Origin of the sequence: Pseudomonas sp. BC42 (assembly GCF_021560055.1) — a bacterium.
Classification (GTDB): Bacteria; Pseudomonadota; Gammaproteobacteria; order Pseudomonadales; family Pseudomonadaceae; genus Aquipseudomonas.
The window spans coordinates 5,022,674-5,038,870 of record NZ_CP091067.1; the positions used below are offsets into that span (position 1 = coordinate 5,022,674).

General features: G+C 63.1%; 14 protein-coding genes. All 14 read right to left on the bottom strand.

The annotated features are described in order from the left end of the window. Positions 1-70: 70 nt before the first annotated feature. Complete coding sequence (locus tag L1O02_RS22615; RefSeq protein ID WP_060838135.1) at positions 71-997, bottom strand: ketoacyl-ACP synthase III; 927 nt, start codon at positions 995-997, stop codon at positions 71-73. A 231-nt stretch (positions 998-1,228) separates the two neighbouring features. Continuing rightward, complete coding sequence (pseI, locus tag L1O02_RS22620; protein WP_108544772.1) at positions 1,229-2,281, bottom strand: pseudaminic acid synthase; 1,053 nt, start codon at positions 2,279-2,281, stop codon at positions 1,229-1,231. Next, positions 2,274-3,779 carry a UDP-2,4-diacetamido-2,4,6-trideoxy-beta-L-altropyranose hydrolase gene (gene pseG / locus L1O02_RS22625; RefSeq protein ID WP_108544771.1) on the bottom strand — a complete coding sequence of 502 codons (1,506 nt, stop codon included), beginning with the start codon at positions 3,777-3,779 and terminating at the stop codon, positions 2,274-2,276. Before pseG ends, pseI begins: the two co-directional genes overlap by 8 nt. After that, positions 3,776-4,483 (bottom strand): pseudaminic acid cytidylyltransferase, encoded by a 708-nt coding sequence (pseF, locus tag L1O02_RS22630; RefSeq protein ID WP_108544770.1) that lies wholly within the window; start codon positions 4,481-4,483, stop codon positions 3,776-3,778. The genes pseG and pseF overlap by 4 nt, the downstream gene beginning before the upstream one ends. After that, on the bottom strand, positions 4,480-5,652 hold the full coding sequence (pseC, locus tag L1O02_RS22635) for a UDP-4-amino-4,6-dideoxy-N-acetyl-beta-L-altrosamine transaminase (RefSeq protein ID WP_108544769.1): 1,173 nt from the start codon (positions 5,650-5,652) through the stop codon (positions 4,480-4,482). Before pseC ends, pseF begins: the two co-directional genes overlap by 4 nt. Then, positions 5,649-6,650: a UDP-N-acetylglucosamine 4,6-dehydratase (inverting) gene (gene pseB / locus L1O02_RS22640; protein WP_060842805.1), complete on the bottom strand. Its 1,002-nt coding sequence runs from the start codon at positions 6,648-6,650 to the stop codon at positions 5,649-5,651. The genes pseC and pseB overlap by 4 nt, the downstream gene beginning before the upstream one ends. Before the next feature lie 10 nt (positions 6,651-6,660). Beyond that, positions 6,661-9,594, bottom strand: a complete 2,934-nt coding sequence (locus L1O02_RS22645; protein ID WP_108544768.1) for a TIGR00180 family glycosyltransferase — start codon at positions 9,592-9,594, stop codon at positions 6,661-6,663. Between the two features lie 51 nt (positions 9,595-9,645). Then, complete coding sequence (locus tag L1O02_RS22650; protein ID WP_060838129.1) at positions 9,646-10,383, bottom strand: cephalosporin hydroxylase family protein; 738 nt, start codon at positions 10,381-10,383, stop codon at positions 9,646-9,648. A 20-nt stretch (positions 10,384-10,403) separates the two neighbouring features. Then, positions 10,404-11,474: a class I SAM-dependent methyltransferase gene (locus L1O02_RS22655; protein WP_060838128.1), complete on the bottom strand. Its 1,071-nt coding sequence runs from the start codon at positions 11,472-11,474 to the stop codon at positions 10,404-10,406. Then, entirely contained in the window at positions 11,464-12,321 is an 858-nt protein-coding gene (locus L1O02_RS22660; protein WP_108544905.1) for an NAD(P)-dependent oxidoreductase, read from the bottom strand. Before L1O02_RS22660 ends, L1O02_RS22655 begins: the two co-directional genes overlap by 11 nt. 5 nt (positions 12,322-12,326) lie before the next feature. Then, positions 12,327-13,553, bottom strand: a complete 1,227-nt coding sequence (locus L1O02_RS22665; protein WP_060838127.1) for a class I SAM-dependent methyltransferase — start codon at positions 13,551-13,553, stop codon at positions 12,327-12,329. Next, entirely contained in the window at positions 13,550-14,110 is a 561-nt protein-coding gene (rfbC, locus tag L1O02_RS22670; RefSeq protein ID WP_108544767.1) for a dTDP-4-dehydrorhamnose 3,5-epimerase, read from the bottom strand. The genes L1O02_RS22665 and rfbC overlap by 4 nt, the downstream gene beginning before the upstream one ends. Continuing rightward, the gene (gene rfbG / locus L1O02_RS22675; protein ID WP_060838125.1) at positions 14,107-15,189 is read right to left on the bottom strand and encodes a CDP-glucose 4,6-dehydratase; all 1,083 of its coding nucleotides are present in this window, start codon (positions 15,187-15,189) and stop codon (positions 14,107-14,109) included. The genes rfbC and rfbG overlap by 4 nt, the downstream gene beginning before the upstream one ends. Continuing rightward, positions 15,171-15,944, bottom strand: coding sequence for a glucose-1-phosphate cytidylyltransferase (gene rfbF, locus L1O02_RS22680; protein WP_108544766.1), 774 nt, complete (start codon positions 15,942-15,944; stop codon positions 15,171-15,173). The genes rfbG and rfbF overlap by 19 nt, the downstream gene beginning before the upstream one ends. Between the last annotated feature and the right edge of the window lie 253 nt (positions 15,945-16,197).

The window sequence follows — 16,197 nt, forward strand, 5'->3', positions numbered from 1 at the left end:
ATCACTCGCGCAAAAAAATAGCGCTCAAGATTACACCTTGAGCGCTACATGTACCGCCGGGAACGGGAACTCAGGCGCGATAGATGATCGCCGAGCCCCAGGACAGGCCAACGCCAAAGCCACTCAAGGCCACGCGCTTCCAGCTGGAATCGAACATGTGTTTTTCCAGCAACAGCGGAATGCTCGAGGAAACCGTATTACCGGTTTCCACCATGTCCTTGATGAACTTGTCCGGATCGCCCTCAAAGCGCCGGGCCACGGCGTCGACAATGGCCGCACTGCCCTGGTGAATGCAGAACGCATCGATATCGTCCGGCTGCAAGCCCGACTCGGCCAGCAACTCATGCAGATGCGCCGGCACCTTGAGCAACGCGAAGTTGAACACCTGACGACCGTTCATGAAGAACACGCCATCGCTGACCTTCAGGTGCGGAGCGCCGGAACCGTCGGTGCCGAACTTGGCCTTGCCCAACTGCCAGGTCGCGCCCTCGCCCAGCCAGGTGGCAGTGGCGGCATCGCCGAACAGCATGGTGGTGTTGCGATCTTCGGGATCGACGATCTTCGAATAGGGATCGGCGGTGACCAACAGGCCGTTTTTCAGGCCCGCAGCTTCCATGAAGCCCTTGATGGCATAGATACCGTAGACATACCCGGAACAGCCCAGGGAGATATCGAAAGCCGCGACGGTAGTCGGCAGGCCCAATTTGTCCTGCACGATCGCGGCGGTGTGGGGCAACCCTTCCTCGTCACCGTTCTGGGTGACCACGATCAATACGTCGATGGCTTCGCGCTTGAGCTCCGGGTTACTGGCGAACAGGGCATTGACCGCTTCGACACACAGATCGGAAGTCTCTTGCCCGGCGTCTTTGCGCGGCAGAAAAGCAGAACCGATCTTGCCCAGGATGAAGTCTTCATCCTTGGCGAATTTTGCACCTTGTGCGTAATTGTCCACGCCGGCTACAGGCACGTAGCTCGCAATGCTTTTTATGCCAATCATTACGGCTTCCCAATAATAAACAGCTCAATACCCCCGCTCAGTCACTGAGCAGGGGCTGCCGAAAGAAACACAGATACTTGCGCCGAACACAACGGCATCGGGAAGAACAAAGGGCTATCACGGGTCCTGTCACGCAGGGCTGGCGCCATCTTCCCGGGCAATACAATACAGTGAAGATGCACGTTATGACTCACAGGTCACGCCATTTTGCCGAATCAGCCACACAAAGGCCTATTCGACGAATGCCCAGTCCAGTGCGGTGCCGCGCTTGAGTGCCTGCCGCGCGCGGCGGCCGAGCAGCGCGTCGTAGTGCTTGGGAGCCAGCCCCAGCCCGGGACGGATCGCCCGCAGGTTGTCGGCGCTGAACTGCTCTCCGGCCTGCATGTCCCGGGTGACATACAACGACCGGCGGTACATCAGCGACTGTTTTTCCGCCTGGGTAGCGCCATAGCGCACCTGCCCCATGGCTTGCCAGGCACGCTCGGTCTCTACCACCAGACTGGTCAACTCTCCCGGCTCCAGGGAAAAACTGGCGTCGACCCCACCGGCCGAACGGTCCAGGGTGAAGTGCTTTTCGATCACCGTCGCTCCCAGGGCCACCGCCGCCACCGATACGCCAACCCCCATGCTGTGGTCGGACAGCCCCACTTCACAGCCGAACAGCTCCCGCAGGTGGGGAATGGTCAGCAGGTTGCTGTTGGCCGGTGATGCCGGATAGGTGCTGGTGCACTTGAGCAGCACCAGATCCCGGCAACCGGCCTGGCGCGCGGCCCGGACACTTTCGTCCAGCTCGGCGATGCTGGCCATGCCGGTGGAGATGATCAGCGGCTTACCGGTGGCGGCGACCCGACGAATCAAGGGCAGGTCGGTGTTTTCAAAACTGGCGATCTTATAGGCCGGGACGTCGAGGCTCTCGAGAAAATCCACCGCGCTCTCGTCGAACGGGGTGGAAAACGCCAGCATGCCCAGCTCCCACGCCCGGGCGAAGATCGGCGCGTGCCACTCCCAGGGCGTATGGGCGCGCTGATAAAGGTCATACAGGGATGAACCGGCCCAGAGACTGTCCGGGTCCTTGATGAAGAACTCGCCCTGATCCAGATCCAGGGTCATGGTATCGGCGGTGTAGGTCTGCAACTTCAGGGCATGGGCACCGGCCCGGGCCGCGGCCTCGACGATCTGCAGGGCCACCTCCAGCGACTGATTATGGTTGCCGCTCATCTCGGCGATGATCAGCGGCGCCGCACCGGCGCCTACAGAGCGCGAGCCGATCTTGAAACTAGTCATCCAGAGATTCCTTCAATACACGGGTGAATTCGCAGGGTGCCTGGCGGTAGCCGGCGCGGCGAAACAACGCCAGTGAAACCTGGTTTTCTGCCAACACACGGGCCCCCAGGCGTTGCACATCGGGCCAATGGCGCATCAGGCATGCCTCGCCCTGCTCCAGCAACGCAGCCCCCCAGCCCAGGCCCAGGCGCTCGGCAAACAGGTAGATCGACACCTCGGCCTGCACGCCTTGGCGGTCATAGCGCAGCACCCCCACCGGCCCCTCGGGCACTTGCGCAATCAGCAACAAACGCTGCGGATCCTTCAGACAAGCCTCCAGCCAGCGCAGATGGTCCGGCCACTCAAGCGTCCCGGGCTGCTGTGACCAACACCGGACAAGCTCGGCATTGCGCCCGTCGAACAGCAGGCGGGCATCATCCAGGGTCGCCGGACGCAAGCGCAGCGCGGCGGCGAACAAAGCCGCCGCCACGCGCTGCACGCCAAGGCCATCCACCAGTTCGCGAGCGCGCCGGGCCAGGCTCTGACGCAACCATGGATTGTCCAGCAGCAGGCTCACGGCCTGACGCACCTGCTCCACACTGACCTGCTCACAAGGCCCCAGATACAAGTGGGCACCGGTTTCGGCCAGCAAGCGCGCATTGAGCTCCTGGTTGCCGGCCACGGTGATGCACATCGTGGGCACACCCAGCACCGCGCGCTCCCAACTGGTACCGCCCCCGGCGCCCAGGCACAGATCGGCCTCGGCCAGCAGAGCGGCAAAATTCTTCACATAGCTGTGCAGGCGCCAGTGCGGCCGCTCGGCGGCCAGGGCCTGCATGGCCTGCCAGTCCGGGTTGCCGCTGCCGGCGACGAAATCCACTTGCAACTGATGGAAATCCGCCAGCGCCAACATCGCCTTATGGGTCTGACCGGCGGCATCGAAGCCACCGAAGTTCACCAGCATCCGCCGCGGCTGGGGACGAATCGGGACCGCGGGACGTCGGAACTCTTCGCGCAGCAAGGCGAAATGCGGGCCGAACAGGGTCCGGCAGCGCTCGTCATGCAACCCGGCATAGGCCTGGGCGCTGCCGCTGAAATTCTGGTCCAGCAACAGGTCCACGGCATGCCTACGGTTGGCCAGATCGTCGATGGCGGCGATCCTCGGCGCCCACTGCCGAGCCGCACTCTGCCATTGATGATCAAGGCCGTAATGGTCAACCAGCACCCAATCGAAGGCTGCTTGAGTGGCCAGCGCCTGCTGCAATGCGGCGATGTCCGCCTGCCAGGGCAAGGGCGTCTCGATCCCCAGTTCGGGATGCTCGTCGGCATAGCGATCCGGCAATTCAAAGGTCTGGAACCCCTCGGCCTGCAGCGCCTCCAGGCGATGCCCGGGCAGACGCCGACAGGCGAATGCCACGCTGGCGCCCTGGCGGCGCAGCTCCTGGGCCAGGGTCAGGCAGCGAGCCACATGGCCACTGCCGATGGCCGGCGAGGCGTCGGCGCGGATCAGCACCCTCACTCCAACTCTCCCCCGGCCTTGAGCGCGGCATACAGGTATTCAGCGCGGCGCCAGTCCTCTTCGGTATCGATGTCCTGCACCAGATGCCGGGGCAGGATCACCGGCAGGCTGCGAGGCGAGAACAGCACCTCGCCCTGCAGCCAGGCCTGGCTCCGGCCCCAATAGAACTGCGCCGCATCCTGATAGGCCGCGGGCAGATCCTGGGAGCGGCTTTGACGAAACTGCGGATACAGCGCATCGAGCGCCCCTTGCTCATCGAGGATCAACGCCCGCTGCACGGGAAAGCCGAAACCGCACACCGAAAAGGCGAATCCCTTGTCCGGGCGTCGCATCAACATCTCCAGCCCCTGACGCAGATAACGTGCCTGCAGCAAGGGCGCCGTGGCATAGATGCAACAGGCGTACTCGTATTCCCGCCCCTGTTCCCGCAACGCCTGCAAGGCATGGACAATCACCGCCGCAGTGCCAGTGAAGTCATCCGCCAGGGCCGGCGGCCGGATGAAGGGCACCTCGGCCCCACAGGCGAGCGCCAGCTCCGCGATCTCGGGGTCATCGGTACTGACCACCACCTGCCGGAACAACCCGCTGCTCAGCGCCTTGTCGATGGAGCGCGCGAGCATCGGCACGCCATCGAAGGCCTTGAGGTTCTTGCGGGCAATACGCTTGCTGCCGCCTCGGGCAGGAATGATGGCAACCGCACTCACGATCCTGACGACTCCTGCAGCCAGCGTCGTACCTGCTGGACAATGAAATCCTGCTCGCTGTCACTCAACCCGGGATAAATCGGCAGGCTGATGGCTTCTGCGTAATAGCGCTCGGCCTCGGGAAAGTCCCCCCGAGCAAAGCCCAGCGCCTGGTAATACGGCTGCAGGTGCACCGGAATGTAATGCAGATTGACCCCAACTCCCGACTCACGCAGCCCTTCGAAAACCTCTCGATGAGAGCACTTCAGTCCTTCGAGCTGCAATCGCACCACGTACAGATGCCAGGCCGACTGTGCATCGGCCTGAGCCTGGGGCAGCGTCAATGGCAGACCCTGCAATAGGCGCTGATAGCGAGCAGCCAGGTACTGGCGGCGCCGCACAAAGTCATCCAGCCTGTTCAACTGGGACAAACCCAGCGCTGCCTGAAGATCGGTCATCCGATAGTTGAAGCCCAATTCCACCTGCTGGTAGTACCAGGGACCATGACTGGCCTCGCTCATCTGTGCCGGATCACGCGTCATGCCATGGCTGCGCAGGCGTCGCAGGCGTTCCGCCAGTTCCGGACGATTGGTCAGAACCATCCCACCTTCGGCGCTGGTAATGATCTTCACCGGATGAAAGCTGAACACGGTCATCGCGGCAAAGTCACCGCAGCCGACTGGCCGGCCCGCATAGCAGGCGCCCACCGCGTGGGAGGCATCTTCGATCACTGTGAAGGCATAGCGCTCAGCCAACTCCGCCAACCGGCGCATGTCGCAGCTCTGCCCGGAAAAAGCCACCGCCACCACCACCTTGGGCAACCGGCCACTCGCCTGGGCAGCCTGCAGCTTGTCGGCCAGGGCCTCGACATCAAGATTCCAGGTCTGCGGATCGATATCGACAAAGTCCACATCCGCGCCGCAGTAACGCCCACAGTTGGCCGAAGCCAGAAAGGTATTGGGACTGGTCCACAGCCAATCACCAGGCCCCAGACCGGCCGCCAGGCAAGCGATATGCAACGCCGCCGTGGCATTGCAGACGGCCACTCCATGGGCCGCCTCGCAGCGCGCGGCGATGGCCTGCTCAAAGGCTTCGATGGCCGGTCCCTGAGTCAGCCAGTCGGACTGCAGAACGGCCACGACGGCATCGATATCCGCCTGGTCGATACTCTGGCGACCGTAAGGAATCATGCCGAGATTCCGTCATGCAACTCGGCAATCTGCCCCACCGAGAGAAAATGCGGATTGGTATCGGAGCGGTACTCGAAATCCTCGGCGACTGAAACGCCCCGCTCCCCCACGCCATCAACGGCAAAGTCGACATTGACGCTGGTAAACCGAATGGACGGTTGAATCGTGTAGTGATCGGCAAACTCCAGGGTCATGCGCGCATCATCCAGCGGCACCATCAACTCATGGAGCTTCTCTCCGGGACGGATGCCGACCTGTTTCTGTGGCAGATGGGCAGCCATGCCCGACGCCAGATCGACAATACGAATCGAGGGAATCTTGGGCACGAAGATCTCACCGCCGTGCATGCGGGCGAAGCTGTCCAGAACAAACTGCACACCGTGATCCAGCGTGATCCAGAATCGCGTCATGCGCTCATCGGTGATCGGCAGTTCCCTGGCCCCCTCGGCAATCAGCTTGCTGAAGAATGGCACGACCGAACCACGGGAGCCGGCGACGTTGCCGTAGCGCACCACGGCAAAACGGGTTGCCTGCTCACCGGCAATATTGTTCGCCGCCACAAACAGCTTGTCCGACAGCAGTTTGGTGGCGCCGTACAGGTTGATCGGACTGGCCGCCTTGTCGGTGGACAAGGCCACGACCTTCTTCACCCCGTTGTCGATGGCTGCGGCAATGATGTTCTCGGCACCATTGACGTTGGTACGAATGCACTCGGTGGGATTGTATTCGGCGGCCGGCACCTGCTTCAGGGCTGCGGCATGGACCACATAGTCGATACCGCGCATCGCCTGGCGCAGACGCTCGGCATCACGCACATCACCCAGGAAGTAACGCATGCAGGGCGCATTGAAAGTCTGCTGCATCTCATACTGCTTAAGCTCGTCACGGGAAAACACCACCACCCGCTTGGGCTGATACTGCTCCAGCAGACGACGAATGAAATTGCGCCCGAACGAACCGGTGCCGCCGGAAATGAAAATCGATTTGCCGTTAAACATGACTGGCTCCTTATCCGAGCAACTGAGCCCAGTTCACCGCGCCAGCAACTCCCAGGGCAAAGCCCTTGCCGCTCAATGAAAGGTTCTGGTTATAGGCACTATCCTGGGCAAAGCGCGCCGCCCACTTGTCCTGCAGGGCCGCTGCGGCTTGTGAATCCTGCGCCAGGGTGCCCGGGTGCTGAATTTGCGCCTGGGGAGTCACTACGGTGAGGTAACCGGCATCGGCGACTTTCAGGCACAGGTCGACATCGGCGAAGGCTTGGTCGAAATGCTCTTCGTCCAGTCCGCCCACCGCCTCGAACAGCGCCTTGGCGATCATCAGGCAGGCACCGGACACCGCCGAGTAGTTCTTCTCCACCCATAGGCTGTTCATGTAGCCCGCCGCGTCCTTGGCCTCGCCGGCAAAGGCGGCGCCCAGGTGGCCGTCGAAGCCCAGGATCAGGCCGGCCTGAGTGGTCATGCCCCTTTCGTTCACCAGCTTGGCGCCGACAATCCCGACTTCCGGACGCTGGGCCTGGTTGAGCAGGCTCTCGATCCAGTTGGCGTTGACCACTTCACCCTCGGCCGAGAGCAGCACCAGGTACTCGCCCCGTGCTTCCCGGCAAGCCATGTTGAACAAGGCCGAAGCGCTCAGGCGCCGGTCGCTGCGCAACACACGAATACGCTCGCCGCGGCCTTCAAGGCTGGTCAGCCAACTGTCGAGCTCGGCACTCTGACTGTGGTTTTCGGCGATCAGCACTTCATAGCGCTGGTAGCGGGTGCGCTGCAGGACGCTGACCAGGCAGCGTTGCAACTCGGCGAAATTGTCCTGGCTGGGCAGAATGATCGATACCAGCGGTCGCTCGGCGTGCTGATACTCGATCTGGTAAGTGCCCGGCTGCGCTGAGCCAACCTGAGCGCGATAACCTCGTGCGGCCAGGTGCCGGGTCAGTACCTGCCGCTCTTCGGTCTCTGCCTTGTCCCCAGGGGCCTGACAAATCAGCAATGGCTCGGCCAGGTGGGCCAGGCCGGCCAGACCGCCGTCCTGGATCAGGCGCAGCAGCAGGTCCAGCTCCAACGCCTGTTTGAGTTCTCGGGAGAAACCACCGGCCCGCAGCACCGTCTCGCGGTCCAGCAGCCAATGCCGGGCCATCAGCGCCGGCGTGCCTTGCAATTGATCGAGGTTGACCCCGGGGCGGAACACCGAAGTCAAGGTGGCATCGGCACGGCGCTGGATCTCGTCCATGGCCACGGCCCGAATACCTTCGGCGCCGAGCAATTCCAGGCTCGCCCGCAGCAGGCCGCTGGCGGTGAACTGATCACCGGCCTCGGCCAACAACACCCAGTCGGCGCGAGACTGGGCCATGGCCTGATTGATGCGCTCGACGTAGTTGTTTTCCGTGACCTTGATGAAGTGCAAGGTGTCCTGGGCCGTGGTGGTGGCCGGCAGCTCGCCCGTGGTGAACACCACCAGCTTGAACGCCTTGTAATGGCCGGCCAGCAGACTGTCGAGCGTAGCCTGCAACTTGACCAGATCAGCGTCCAGGTCCAGCAACAGGATCTGCACCTGCGGGCCTCCGGCATGACGCGCCAGGTGCGCAGCGATGGCACTCAGTTGTGCCGGCTCCGGAGTACGGGCCTCGAGCCATTTGAGCAAGCGTCCCGACTCGGTCGCGTCGAACAGGGCACGACTGTCTGCCCCTGGCACCGACGCCAGGCGCTCGGCCCAGGCCTGCAGCTTGCGCGCCTCCTCGGGCTCTTCGCTGTCCTGCATCGACTCCGCCAGGCGCTTGACCACCTCGCGGTTGAACAGGTTCAGGGTCAGCGCTTCCCACAACCGGGCGCGCAGGCTTTGCGGCGTGTCGTTGGGATGGACCCGCATCAACTCTTCCTGACGCAGCAACACGCCCTCCAGCTCCTTGAGCTGCAGGCGCCCGGTGGGCATGGCGTGCATGAGGAATTCCAACTCAGTCAGCAGATCGAACATCGGCTGGTTGTAGAACGGCATCTCGACGAACTGCTCGGGACCGAAGGAGCGTACCGGCTCGGCTCCAACCTCGACCCAGGCCGAACGAAAGATCGCCGTCCCCTTGAGGGAGCGTCCGCTGAGCAGGCAGTCGGCCATGGCGGTGAAACTGTCCAGGGCGATTTGCTTCACCTGCTCGGGGTCCCGGTCACTGAAACCGGTGGGCAGCGAGGCGAGGAATTCGGCGAACGCCTCACGCTGGGCCACCGATTGCGCGTCCTTGTAGGTCAGCACCGTCAGCACATTGGTGTTGTGCTCCGAGGCCCCGTAGTTGGCCTCGCGCACGGCAAACGGAATCGGCAGGATCCGCGCCTTGGCACAAGCCAGCAGGAAGAAGGAATGACCGATTTCCTGCCACTCGAAACTCACCCCCGGTGGTAACAGCTCATACCACTGGCGCAGCAGGTCGGTTCGGGTCACCGCATAGAACGGCGGCAGGAAATGCCCCATGAAATTCATCACCCGGTCCTGGGCATCATCGGCGCCATAGTCCTCCATGACCCGGCGATCACGGCGGTAGTAATTGGTTTCCGAAGCCCGGGCCAGGTACATCATCCCGTAGCCGTGGCACAGCCCGTAGTCGGGATGGGCCTCAAGAAACTCCAGGGAGCTGGTCAGCGCATCATGGAGGAGAAAATCGTCATCGGCAGCGAACGCCATGTAGGGCGTAGTCACCAGGCTCATGCCGTAGGTCAGCTTGTCCTGCAAGCCCTTGTAGCCGAACTGCGGCAGATGCCGGTAGTCGACCCGGGGGTAGAGTTGCGACAGCGACTCGTCCGCCTCCAGCGACGAATCCAGTACCAGGATCGAGCACGGATAGGTGCTGTAATACTGCAAGGTGCGCCGCATGAACGCTTTGCGGTTGTGGGACAGCAGCACAAGGGTGAAACGCTCACTCAGGGGTGCTTTGTCATTCATTGCTTTGTCTCCAACCCACATAGGTACTTCCCCACAACCGGCCAAACGCCTTAAACCTGCAACCATTGATAGTTAACGAACCCGACGCAGGTAACCGTCCGGTGCCACGGTGATCAGCAACTTGTTCTGCATCTGGTAGTCGATCTCGAAATCGCGGTTCTCCTCCAGATAGGCCCAGACCGCGGTTTTCGGGTTGTCGCCCGGGCCCCACGGACGGTCCGGGAAGAACTCCGGCGGCATGTCCTCGACCACGGTGTCCATGACCACGCAGTAGCTGTCGACCGACACCAGCGGCGCATACAGGCGCAGCTCTTCGAGCACGTGCTCGTGGGTGTGGTTGGAGTCCAGGACCAGGATCACCTTCTTGCCCGCCGCCGCGGCCCGCACCTGCTCGGCAATGGCCGGATCGATGCTCGAACCTTCGATCATGCGGATGCGCTTGCTCATCGGATGCTGCTCGATGGCTTCGCGGTTGTGCGGGCGGATATCCAGGTCGATGCCCAGCACTTCGCCATGGCCCTGCAGCTCCAGCAGCGAGGCGTAGTAGATGATCGAACCGCCATGGGCGATGCCGCATTCGATCACCAAGTCCGGCTTGACCCGCCAGATGATCTCCTGCATCGCCATCATGTCCTGGGGCAGCTGGATGATCGGCCGGCCCATCCAGGAAAAGTGATAGCTGTACTTGTGCGCCGCGGACTCATTGAAAAAATCGCGGGCCAGGCCCTTGAGCTTTTCATCCTGGCCCTGGGCGCTGATCTGCGCCTGGCATTCTTGTTCAAAGGCTTGAATGACGTTGTGCTCGGTCATATTCGGTTCTCAATGGCAAATTAGCTGAACGAAGCGCTATCGACGGCGTGATAGACGTAACGGCCGTCGGTCATGCGCTTGATTTCTTCGAGGTAGTTGGAATTCATCACGAACAGGTTGGCGCCCGCCGGCAGAGCCTCCATGGCTTCCTGGGGCGAGGACACGCGCATGCCGCTGAGCGGCAGGTAGCGGCCCTGTTTGGCCGGGTTGATATCGACGACCTGATCCACTGCGACACCGGCACGCTGCAGGAACAGCGAATAGATCACGCCCTTGGAAGAGGCGCCCCAGATCCCGGCGGCGGTGTGCGGCGCCGACTGGATGATGCGCTTGGCACACTCGATGCTGGCGGTGAAATCCGCCGGCATCCGCAACGGCTGCAGCGGCGCCGGCAACGCCGACTGCAAGCTGCCCAGGTCCGCCACCACGTACAGGTACTGGCCGCCAAACAGATGCCCGGCTTCATGCACTGTGCCGAACATGCGCTGCAGGTCTTGGAGACGGAAGTAATTGACGTGCTCATAGAACACATCGAACCAGGCGCGATGCTCAAGGATCCAGTCGAAACACGGCACTTCGATGTAGATCTGCCCACCCTGGTTGGCATCGGCAATCTCTGCCAGAAAGGCCAGCGGGTCGGCAATATGCTCCAGCACATGACGCAGCACGATGGCCTCGGCCGCCAGCCCCAGGCCACGGGTGAACGGCGCCTTGATCACCTCGGGATTGGTCCCCTCATAGGCCGGGTCGATGCCGGTGATGGCATAGCCCTCGCTGCGCAGCAGCTCGAGGAAATAGCCCTTGCCGCAACCGACCTCGATCAGCTCACGCCCCTTGAAGTGGCGGGCGATGATGCCCTCCACGTCCATCAGGTGCTGCTGGAACTGCGCCGAGTGAGCCTGCTCGTTCTGATAGTCGCTGTCGTAGCTGAGCTTGTCGGCATCGAAGGCCTGATTGAAGATCAGCCCGCTCTGCAGGTCCTGCACCAGCACGATATCCGCAGACGCCGAGGCACGGGCACTCTGGGCATCGGCGAAGGTGCGGTTCTGCAGCACCGGCAAATCGGCGACCCGATACAACTCATGCGCCATGTTCGGCTCCTGTTATGTGCAGCAGGCGCTGGTTCAAGCCCCAGAACGCCATGGGTTCGTAGTCCGGGTACGGGTAATGCCCCAGGTTCAGGCGGATCGCCGCACCGCGCTGAGCGATACGCTGCTCCACCAGGGAGCGCACGGATACCGGCCGACCACTGGAGCAATTGACCACTCCGGAAAATCCGCGCTGGTCGAGCAGCGCCGCCAGGTGGCCGGCGGCGGCCTCGATGGCCAGGTAGTCCCGCAGTTGTTCGCCGCCGGACATATTGAAAACCTCGTCACCGGCATCGATCGCTCGGTCCAGCGCCGCCAGCAGGCTCTTGGGGTTCTGCCCCGGGCCATGCAGGTAGAACAGCCGTGCCCACTGCAAACTGAAGGGCAGCTGCTGCTGCAGGGCTTTCAGAAACAGGTGCAGGCTGTGCTTGGCCAAACCGTAGGGATTGCTCGGGCGCGCCTCGATCTCTTCACCCAGCGGCCCGCTCTGCATGCCGTACTCGAAGCAGGTGCCGGTGACCAGCACCTGGCTCACCCCGGCCTCGACCACGGCCTTGATAAAGCGGTAGTCGGCCATCAGGTTGTGTTCCAGATGAAACAGTGCCTGATAGTTGGGCAGCCCCGGCCAGGCCAGATGGGCCAAGGCATCGACGCCTTCCACCAAGGCCGCGACATCGAGCTGCGGGGCGTGCACGTCCAGGGCGCGAAACTCCACCGCGTCGAACCAGGGCAACTGCCGCGCCTTGTCCGCATCCCGCGCCAGCGCACGCACGCGGCATCCCCGGGCCAGCAAGGCCGCGACCAGATGCCGACCGACAAAGCCGGTGGCGCCGGTGACCAGCACCGTCATGCCCTTCACAGCAGCTTCAACTCGGGCACCGCGATCACGAAGCGCCCGCCCCATTGCCGTACCTGGGCCAATTGCTCGCTGACTTCGTCCAGCAGGTTCCACGGCAGTACCAGCACATAGTCCGGACGCTCCTGATCGATGCGCTCGGGCGCGACCACCGGGATCCGGCTGCCCGGCAGGTACTTGCCCTGCTTGTGCGGGCTGGCATCGGCAACCCAGGCCAACAGGTCGGGCTTGACCCCGGCGTAATTGAGCAAGGTATTGCCCTTGGCCGCCGCGCCATAACCCACCACGCGCTTGCCTTCGGCCTTGGCCTGGAGCAGGAAGCGCAGCAGCTCGTGCTTGATCCGCTCGGCGGCCGGCGCCAGGGTCTGGTAGTACCCGGGTGTGTTCACCCCGGCCTGCTGTTCCAGCCGCAACTGACGCGCCACGCTGTCCAGTACGGGACGGCGCTGGCCATCGACACGCTGCACGAACACCCGCAGCGAACCGCCATGGGTCGACAGGGTTTCGACATCGAAGATTTCCAGGCCGTTGCGCTGGCACAGACCCTGGACCGCGGTCAGCGACAGGTAGGAATAGTGCTCGTGGTACAGGGTATCGAACTGCTGCCCGGCCATCAGGGTCAGCAGTTGGGGGAACTCGAAAGTCGCCACGCCCGTGGGCTTGAGCAAGGCGGCAAAACCACAGAGGAAGTCGTTGATGTCCGGCACATGGGCCAGCACATTGTTGGCCGCCATCAGGTCGGCGGCCCAACCCTCCGCCAGCAACTGCGCGGCGGTATCGCGGCCGAAGAACGACTCACGGATCAGCAGCCCCTTGTCCCGCGCCGCCTGGGCGGTACTGCGAGTCGGCTCGACCCCAAGGCAAGGGATGTCACGCTGGGCCACGTACTGCAACAAGTAGCCATCATTCGCCGCCACCTCCACTACCCGGCTTTGGGCATCCAGGCCGAAACGCTCGACCATCTGCGCCACGTAGTCCCGGGCATGCTGCAGCCAGGTGCTGGAAAACGAGCTGAAATAGGCGTAGTCGGCGTCGAACAGGTGGTCGGCGCGGGTGTAGTCCTCGGTCTGCACCAGCCAGCATTGCTGGCACACCTGGACCTTGAGCGGCACCCATTGCTCGGCCTGATCCAACTGCCCGGCACGCAGATAGGCGTTGGACGGCGGCGAGGTGCCCAGGTCGATCAGAGGCAGGCTCAGGCATGCGCCACAACCGCGGCAATTCATAGACTCACTCCAGCGAAAGCGGCATCGAGCAAGGGGTGGCTGGCATCCCGGGTCGACAGATTATTGACAGGCAGCGGCCAGTTGATCGCCAGGCGCGGGTCCAGCACCGACAACCCGGCCTCGTGCTCCGGGGCGTAGTCGGCGCTGTGCAGATAGAGCAGTTCGGCATCCTCGCTCAGGGTCTGGAAACCATGGGCGAAGCCTGCCGGCAACAACAGGCTGCGGCCGTCGCCGCCGCGCAGGTGCTCGGCATGCCAATGCAGAAAGGTCAGCGACTCGGGGCGCAGGTCCACTGCCACGTCCCAGACCTCACCGCGCAGGCAAGTGATGAGCTTGGCTTCGGGTCGGGCCGCGGTCTGGTAGTGCAGACCGCGCACGCTGCCGCGCTCGCGGGTGCAGGAATGGTTGATCTGACGGATATGGAAAGGCTGGCCAAAGGCACTCAGGCTGCCCTCGCAGAACAATCGGGAAAAATGTCCGCGCTGATCCTCGAAACGTTTGTGGCGCACCTCAAACAACCCGGCCAAGGGCAGCGCCAGCACCTGGAACTCGCTCACAGCGCCCCCCGATACAGGTTCAACTGCCCGAGGGTCACGGCGCGCATGTCCGCTCCGCTTTTCCAGGCCAGGTGCCAGTCCAGGGTTTGCACCAGGCATTGCTCCAGGGTCCAGCGGGGCATCCAGCCCAACAGCTGTCGCGCACGACTGCTGTCCAGGCGCAACAGACCGGCTTCGTGCAACTCGCTGGGCTCGATCCGCAGCCCCGGGGCTTCGGGCCAGTGCCGGGCCAGCAGCCCCACCACGTCACCGACGCTGCACATGTCTTGCTCGCCGGGACCGAAGTTCCAGGCCCCCGCGTATTGCGGACCTTGCTCATACAAACCAGCCGCCAGCTGCAGGTAGCCGGCCAACGGCTCCAGGGCGTGCTGCCAGGGGCGCACCGCCTGGGGGAAGCGCAGGGTTACAGGTTCATCGGCGGACCAGGCCCTGAGCACATCGGGAATCAGCCGCTCGGGCGCGAAGTCGCCCCCGCCCAGCACATTGCCGGCGCGGGCCGTGGCCAGGGCCAGGCCGTGCTCGGCGTAACGCTCGGCGGCAAAGAACGAGGAGGCATAGGACTGGGCCAGCAGCTCGCAACAGGCCTTGCTGCTGCTGTAGGGATCATGACCGCCCAGGGGTTCGTTTTCCCGGTAGGGCCACAGCCATTCCTGATTGGCGTAGACCTTGTCGGTGGTCACCAGGACGCAGGCGCGCACCCCACCGACCTGACGGATCGCTTCCAACAGGTTGAGGGTGCCCATGACGTTGCTTGAGTAGGTCCCCAGCGGATCACGGTAAGCCTCGCGCACCAGGGGCTGGGCCGCCAGGTGCAGGACGATTTCCGGCTCGACCTGGGCGATCAGCTCCAGCAGGCTGCCCAGGTCCCGCAGGTCGCCACGATGATCGTCAATCCCCTCGGCCACCCGGGCCAGCTCGAACAGGCTCGGCTCGGTCCCCGGATCCAGGGCGAAACCGCTGACCTCTGCGCCCAGGCTTTGCAGCCACAGGCTCAGCCAACTGCCCTTGAAGCCGGTATGGCCGGTCAGCAGGACCCGCTTGCCGCGCCAGAACTCCGGACTCAGTCCCACTGCTTCCACGGGGCCTCCCCGCTTTGCCAGAGCTGTTCCAGATGGTTCTTGTCGCGCAGGGTGTCCATGGACTGCCAGAAACCCGAGTGCTCGTAGGCACTCAGTTGATGATCCTTGGCCAACTGGATCAGCGGCTCGGCTTCCCAGGTGGTGCTGTCGCCATCGATGTAAGACAGCACCTGGGGCGACAACACGAAGAACCCGCCATTGATCCAGCCGCCGTCGCCACGGGGTTTCTCAGTGAACCCCAGGACCTGATCGCCCTTGCGATCCAGGGCGCCATAGCGGCCTGGCGGCTGCACCGCGGTCACGGTGGCCAGCTTGCCGTGGGCCTGGTGAAAATCCACCAGGGCGCTGATGTTCAGGTCTGACACACCATCGCCGTAGGTAAAGCAGAACGCCTCTTCATCCTGCAGGTAGCGCCCGGCACGGCGCAGGCGCCCACCAGTCATGGTTTCCTCGCCGGTGTCGATCAGCGTCACGCTCCAGGGCTCGCTGTAGTTCTGATGCACGTCCATGCGGTTGTTGCGCATGTCGAAGGTCACATCCGAGGTGTGCAGGAAGTAGTTGGCAAAGAAGTCCTTGATCGCGTAGCCCTTGTAGCCCAGGCAAATCACGAAGTCATGAATCCCGTGGGCGGAATACTGCTTCATGATGTGCCAAAGAATTGGCTTGCCACCGATCTCGATCATGGGCTTGGGCTTGAGGTGGGACTCTTCGCTGATTCGCGTTCCCAGTCCACCTGCCAGAATTACGGCCTTCATCGCTGTCCTCTTGCTCTTCGTGGGCCAGGTCAGCCCATTCAGGGCTGGCGCGGCGCCAGATGCAGATCATTCATCGCAACCCAAGGGTCCCTTGCACCGCGCCGCAGTGAAGGATTTATGGCGATTTACTGGGGACTTGCAGGAAGTGCGCCAATTGCGTGCAGGCAACGCAGAAGGCCGCAAGGACAGTCACTCGAGTGATGCTTGCCCAGAGAGGCGGCCGGTGACGGTGGGCATCACCGGCCAAGATTGG

Excerpts from the sequence above, each read along its gene's own strand:
- rfbF (WP_108544766.1), bottom strand. The coding sequence starts at position 15,944 with ATGAAGGCCGTAATTCTGGCAGGTGGACTGGGAACGCGAATCAGCGAA.
- pseC (WP_108544769.1), bottom strand. The coding sequence starts at position 5,652 with ATGATTCCTTACGGTCGCCAGAGTATCGACCAGGCGGATATCGATGCC.
- L1O02_RS22660 (WP_108544905.1), bottom strand. The coding sequence starts at position 12,321 with ATGACGGTGCTGGTCACCGGCGCCACCGGCTTTGTCGGTCGGCATCTG.
- pseB (WP_060842805.1), bottom strand. The coding sequence starts at position 6,650 with ATGTTTAACGGCAAATCGATTTTCATTTCCGGCGGCACCGGTTCGTTC.
- L1O02_RS22655 (WP_060838128.1), bottom strand. The coding sequence starts at position 11,474 with ATGGCGCATGAGTTGTATCGGGTCGCCGATTTGCCGGTGCTGCAGAAC.
- L1O02_RS22665 (WP_060838127.1), bottom strand. The coding sequence starts at position 13,553 with ATGAATTGCCGCGGTTGTGGCGCATGCCTGAGCCTGCCTCTGATCGAC.
- L1O02_RS22645 (WP_108544768.1), bottom strand. The coding sequence starts at position 9,594 with ATGTGGGTTGGAGACAAAGCAATGAATGACAAAGCACCCCTGAGTGAG.
- L1O02_RS22615 (WP_060838135.1), bottom strand. The coding sequence starts at position 997 with ATGATTGGCATAAAAAGCATTGCGAGCTACGTGCCTGTAGCCGGCGTG.
- pseI (WP_108544772.1), bottom strand. The coding sequence starts at position 2,281 with ATGACTAGTTTCAAGATCGGCTCGCGCTCTGTAGGCGCCGGTGCGGCG.
- L1O02_RS22650 (WP_060838129.1), bottom strand. The coding sequence starts at position 10,383 with ATGACCGAGCACAACGTCATTCAAGCCTTTGAACAAGAATGCCAGGCG.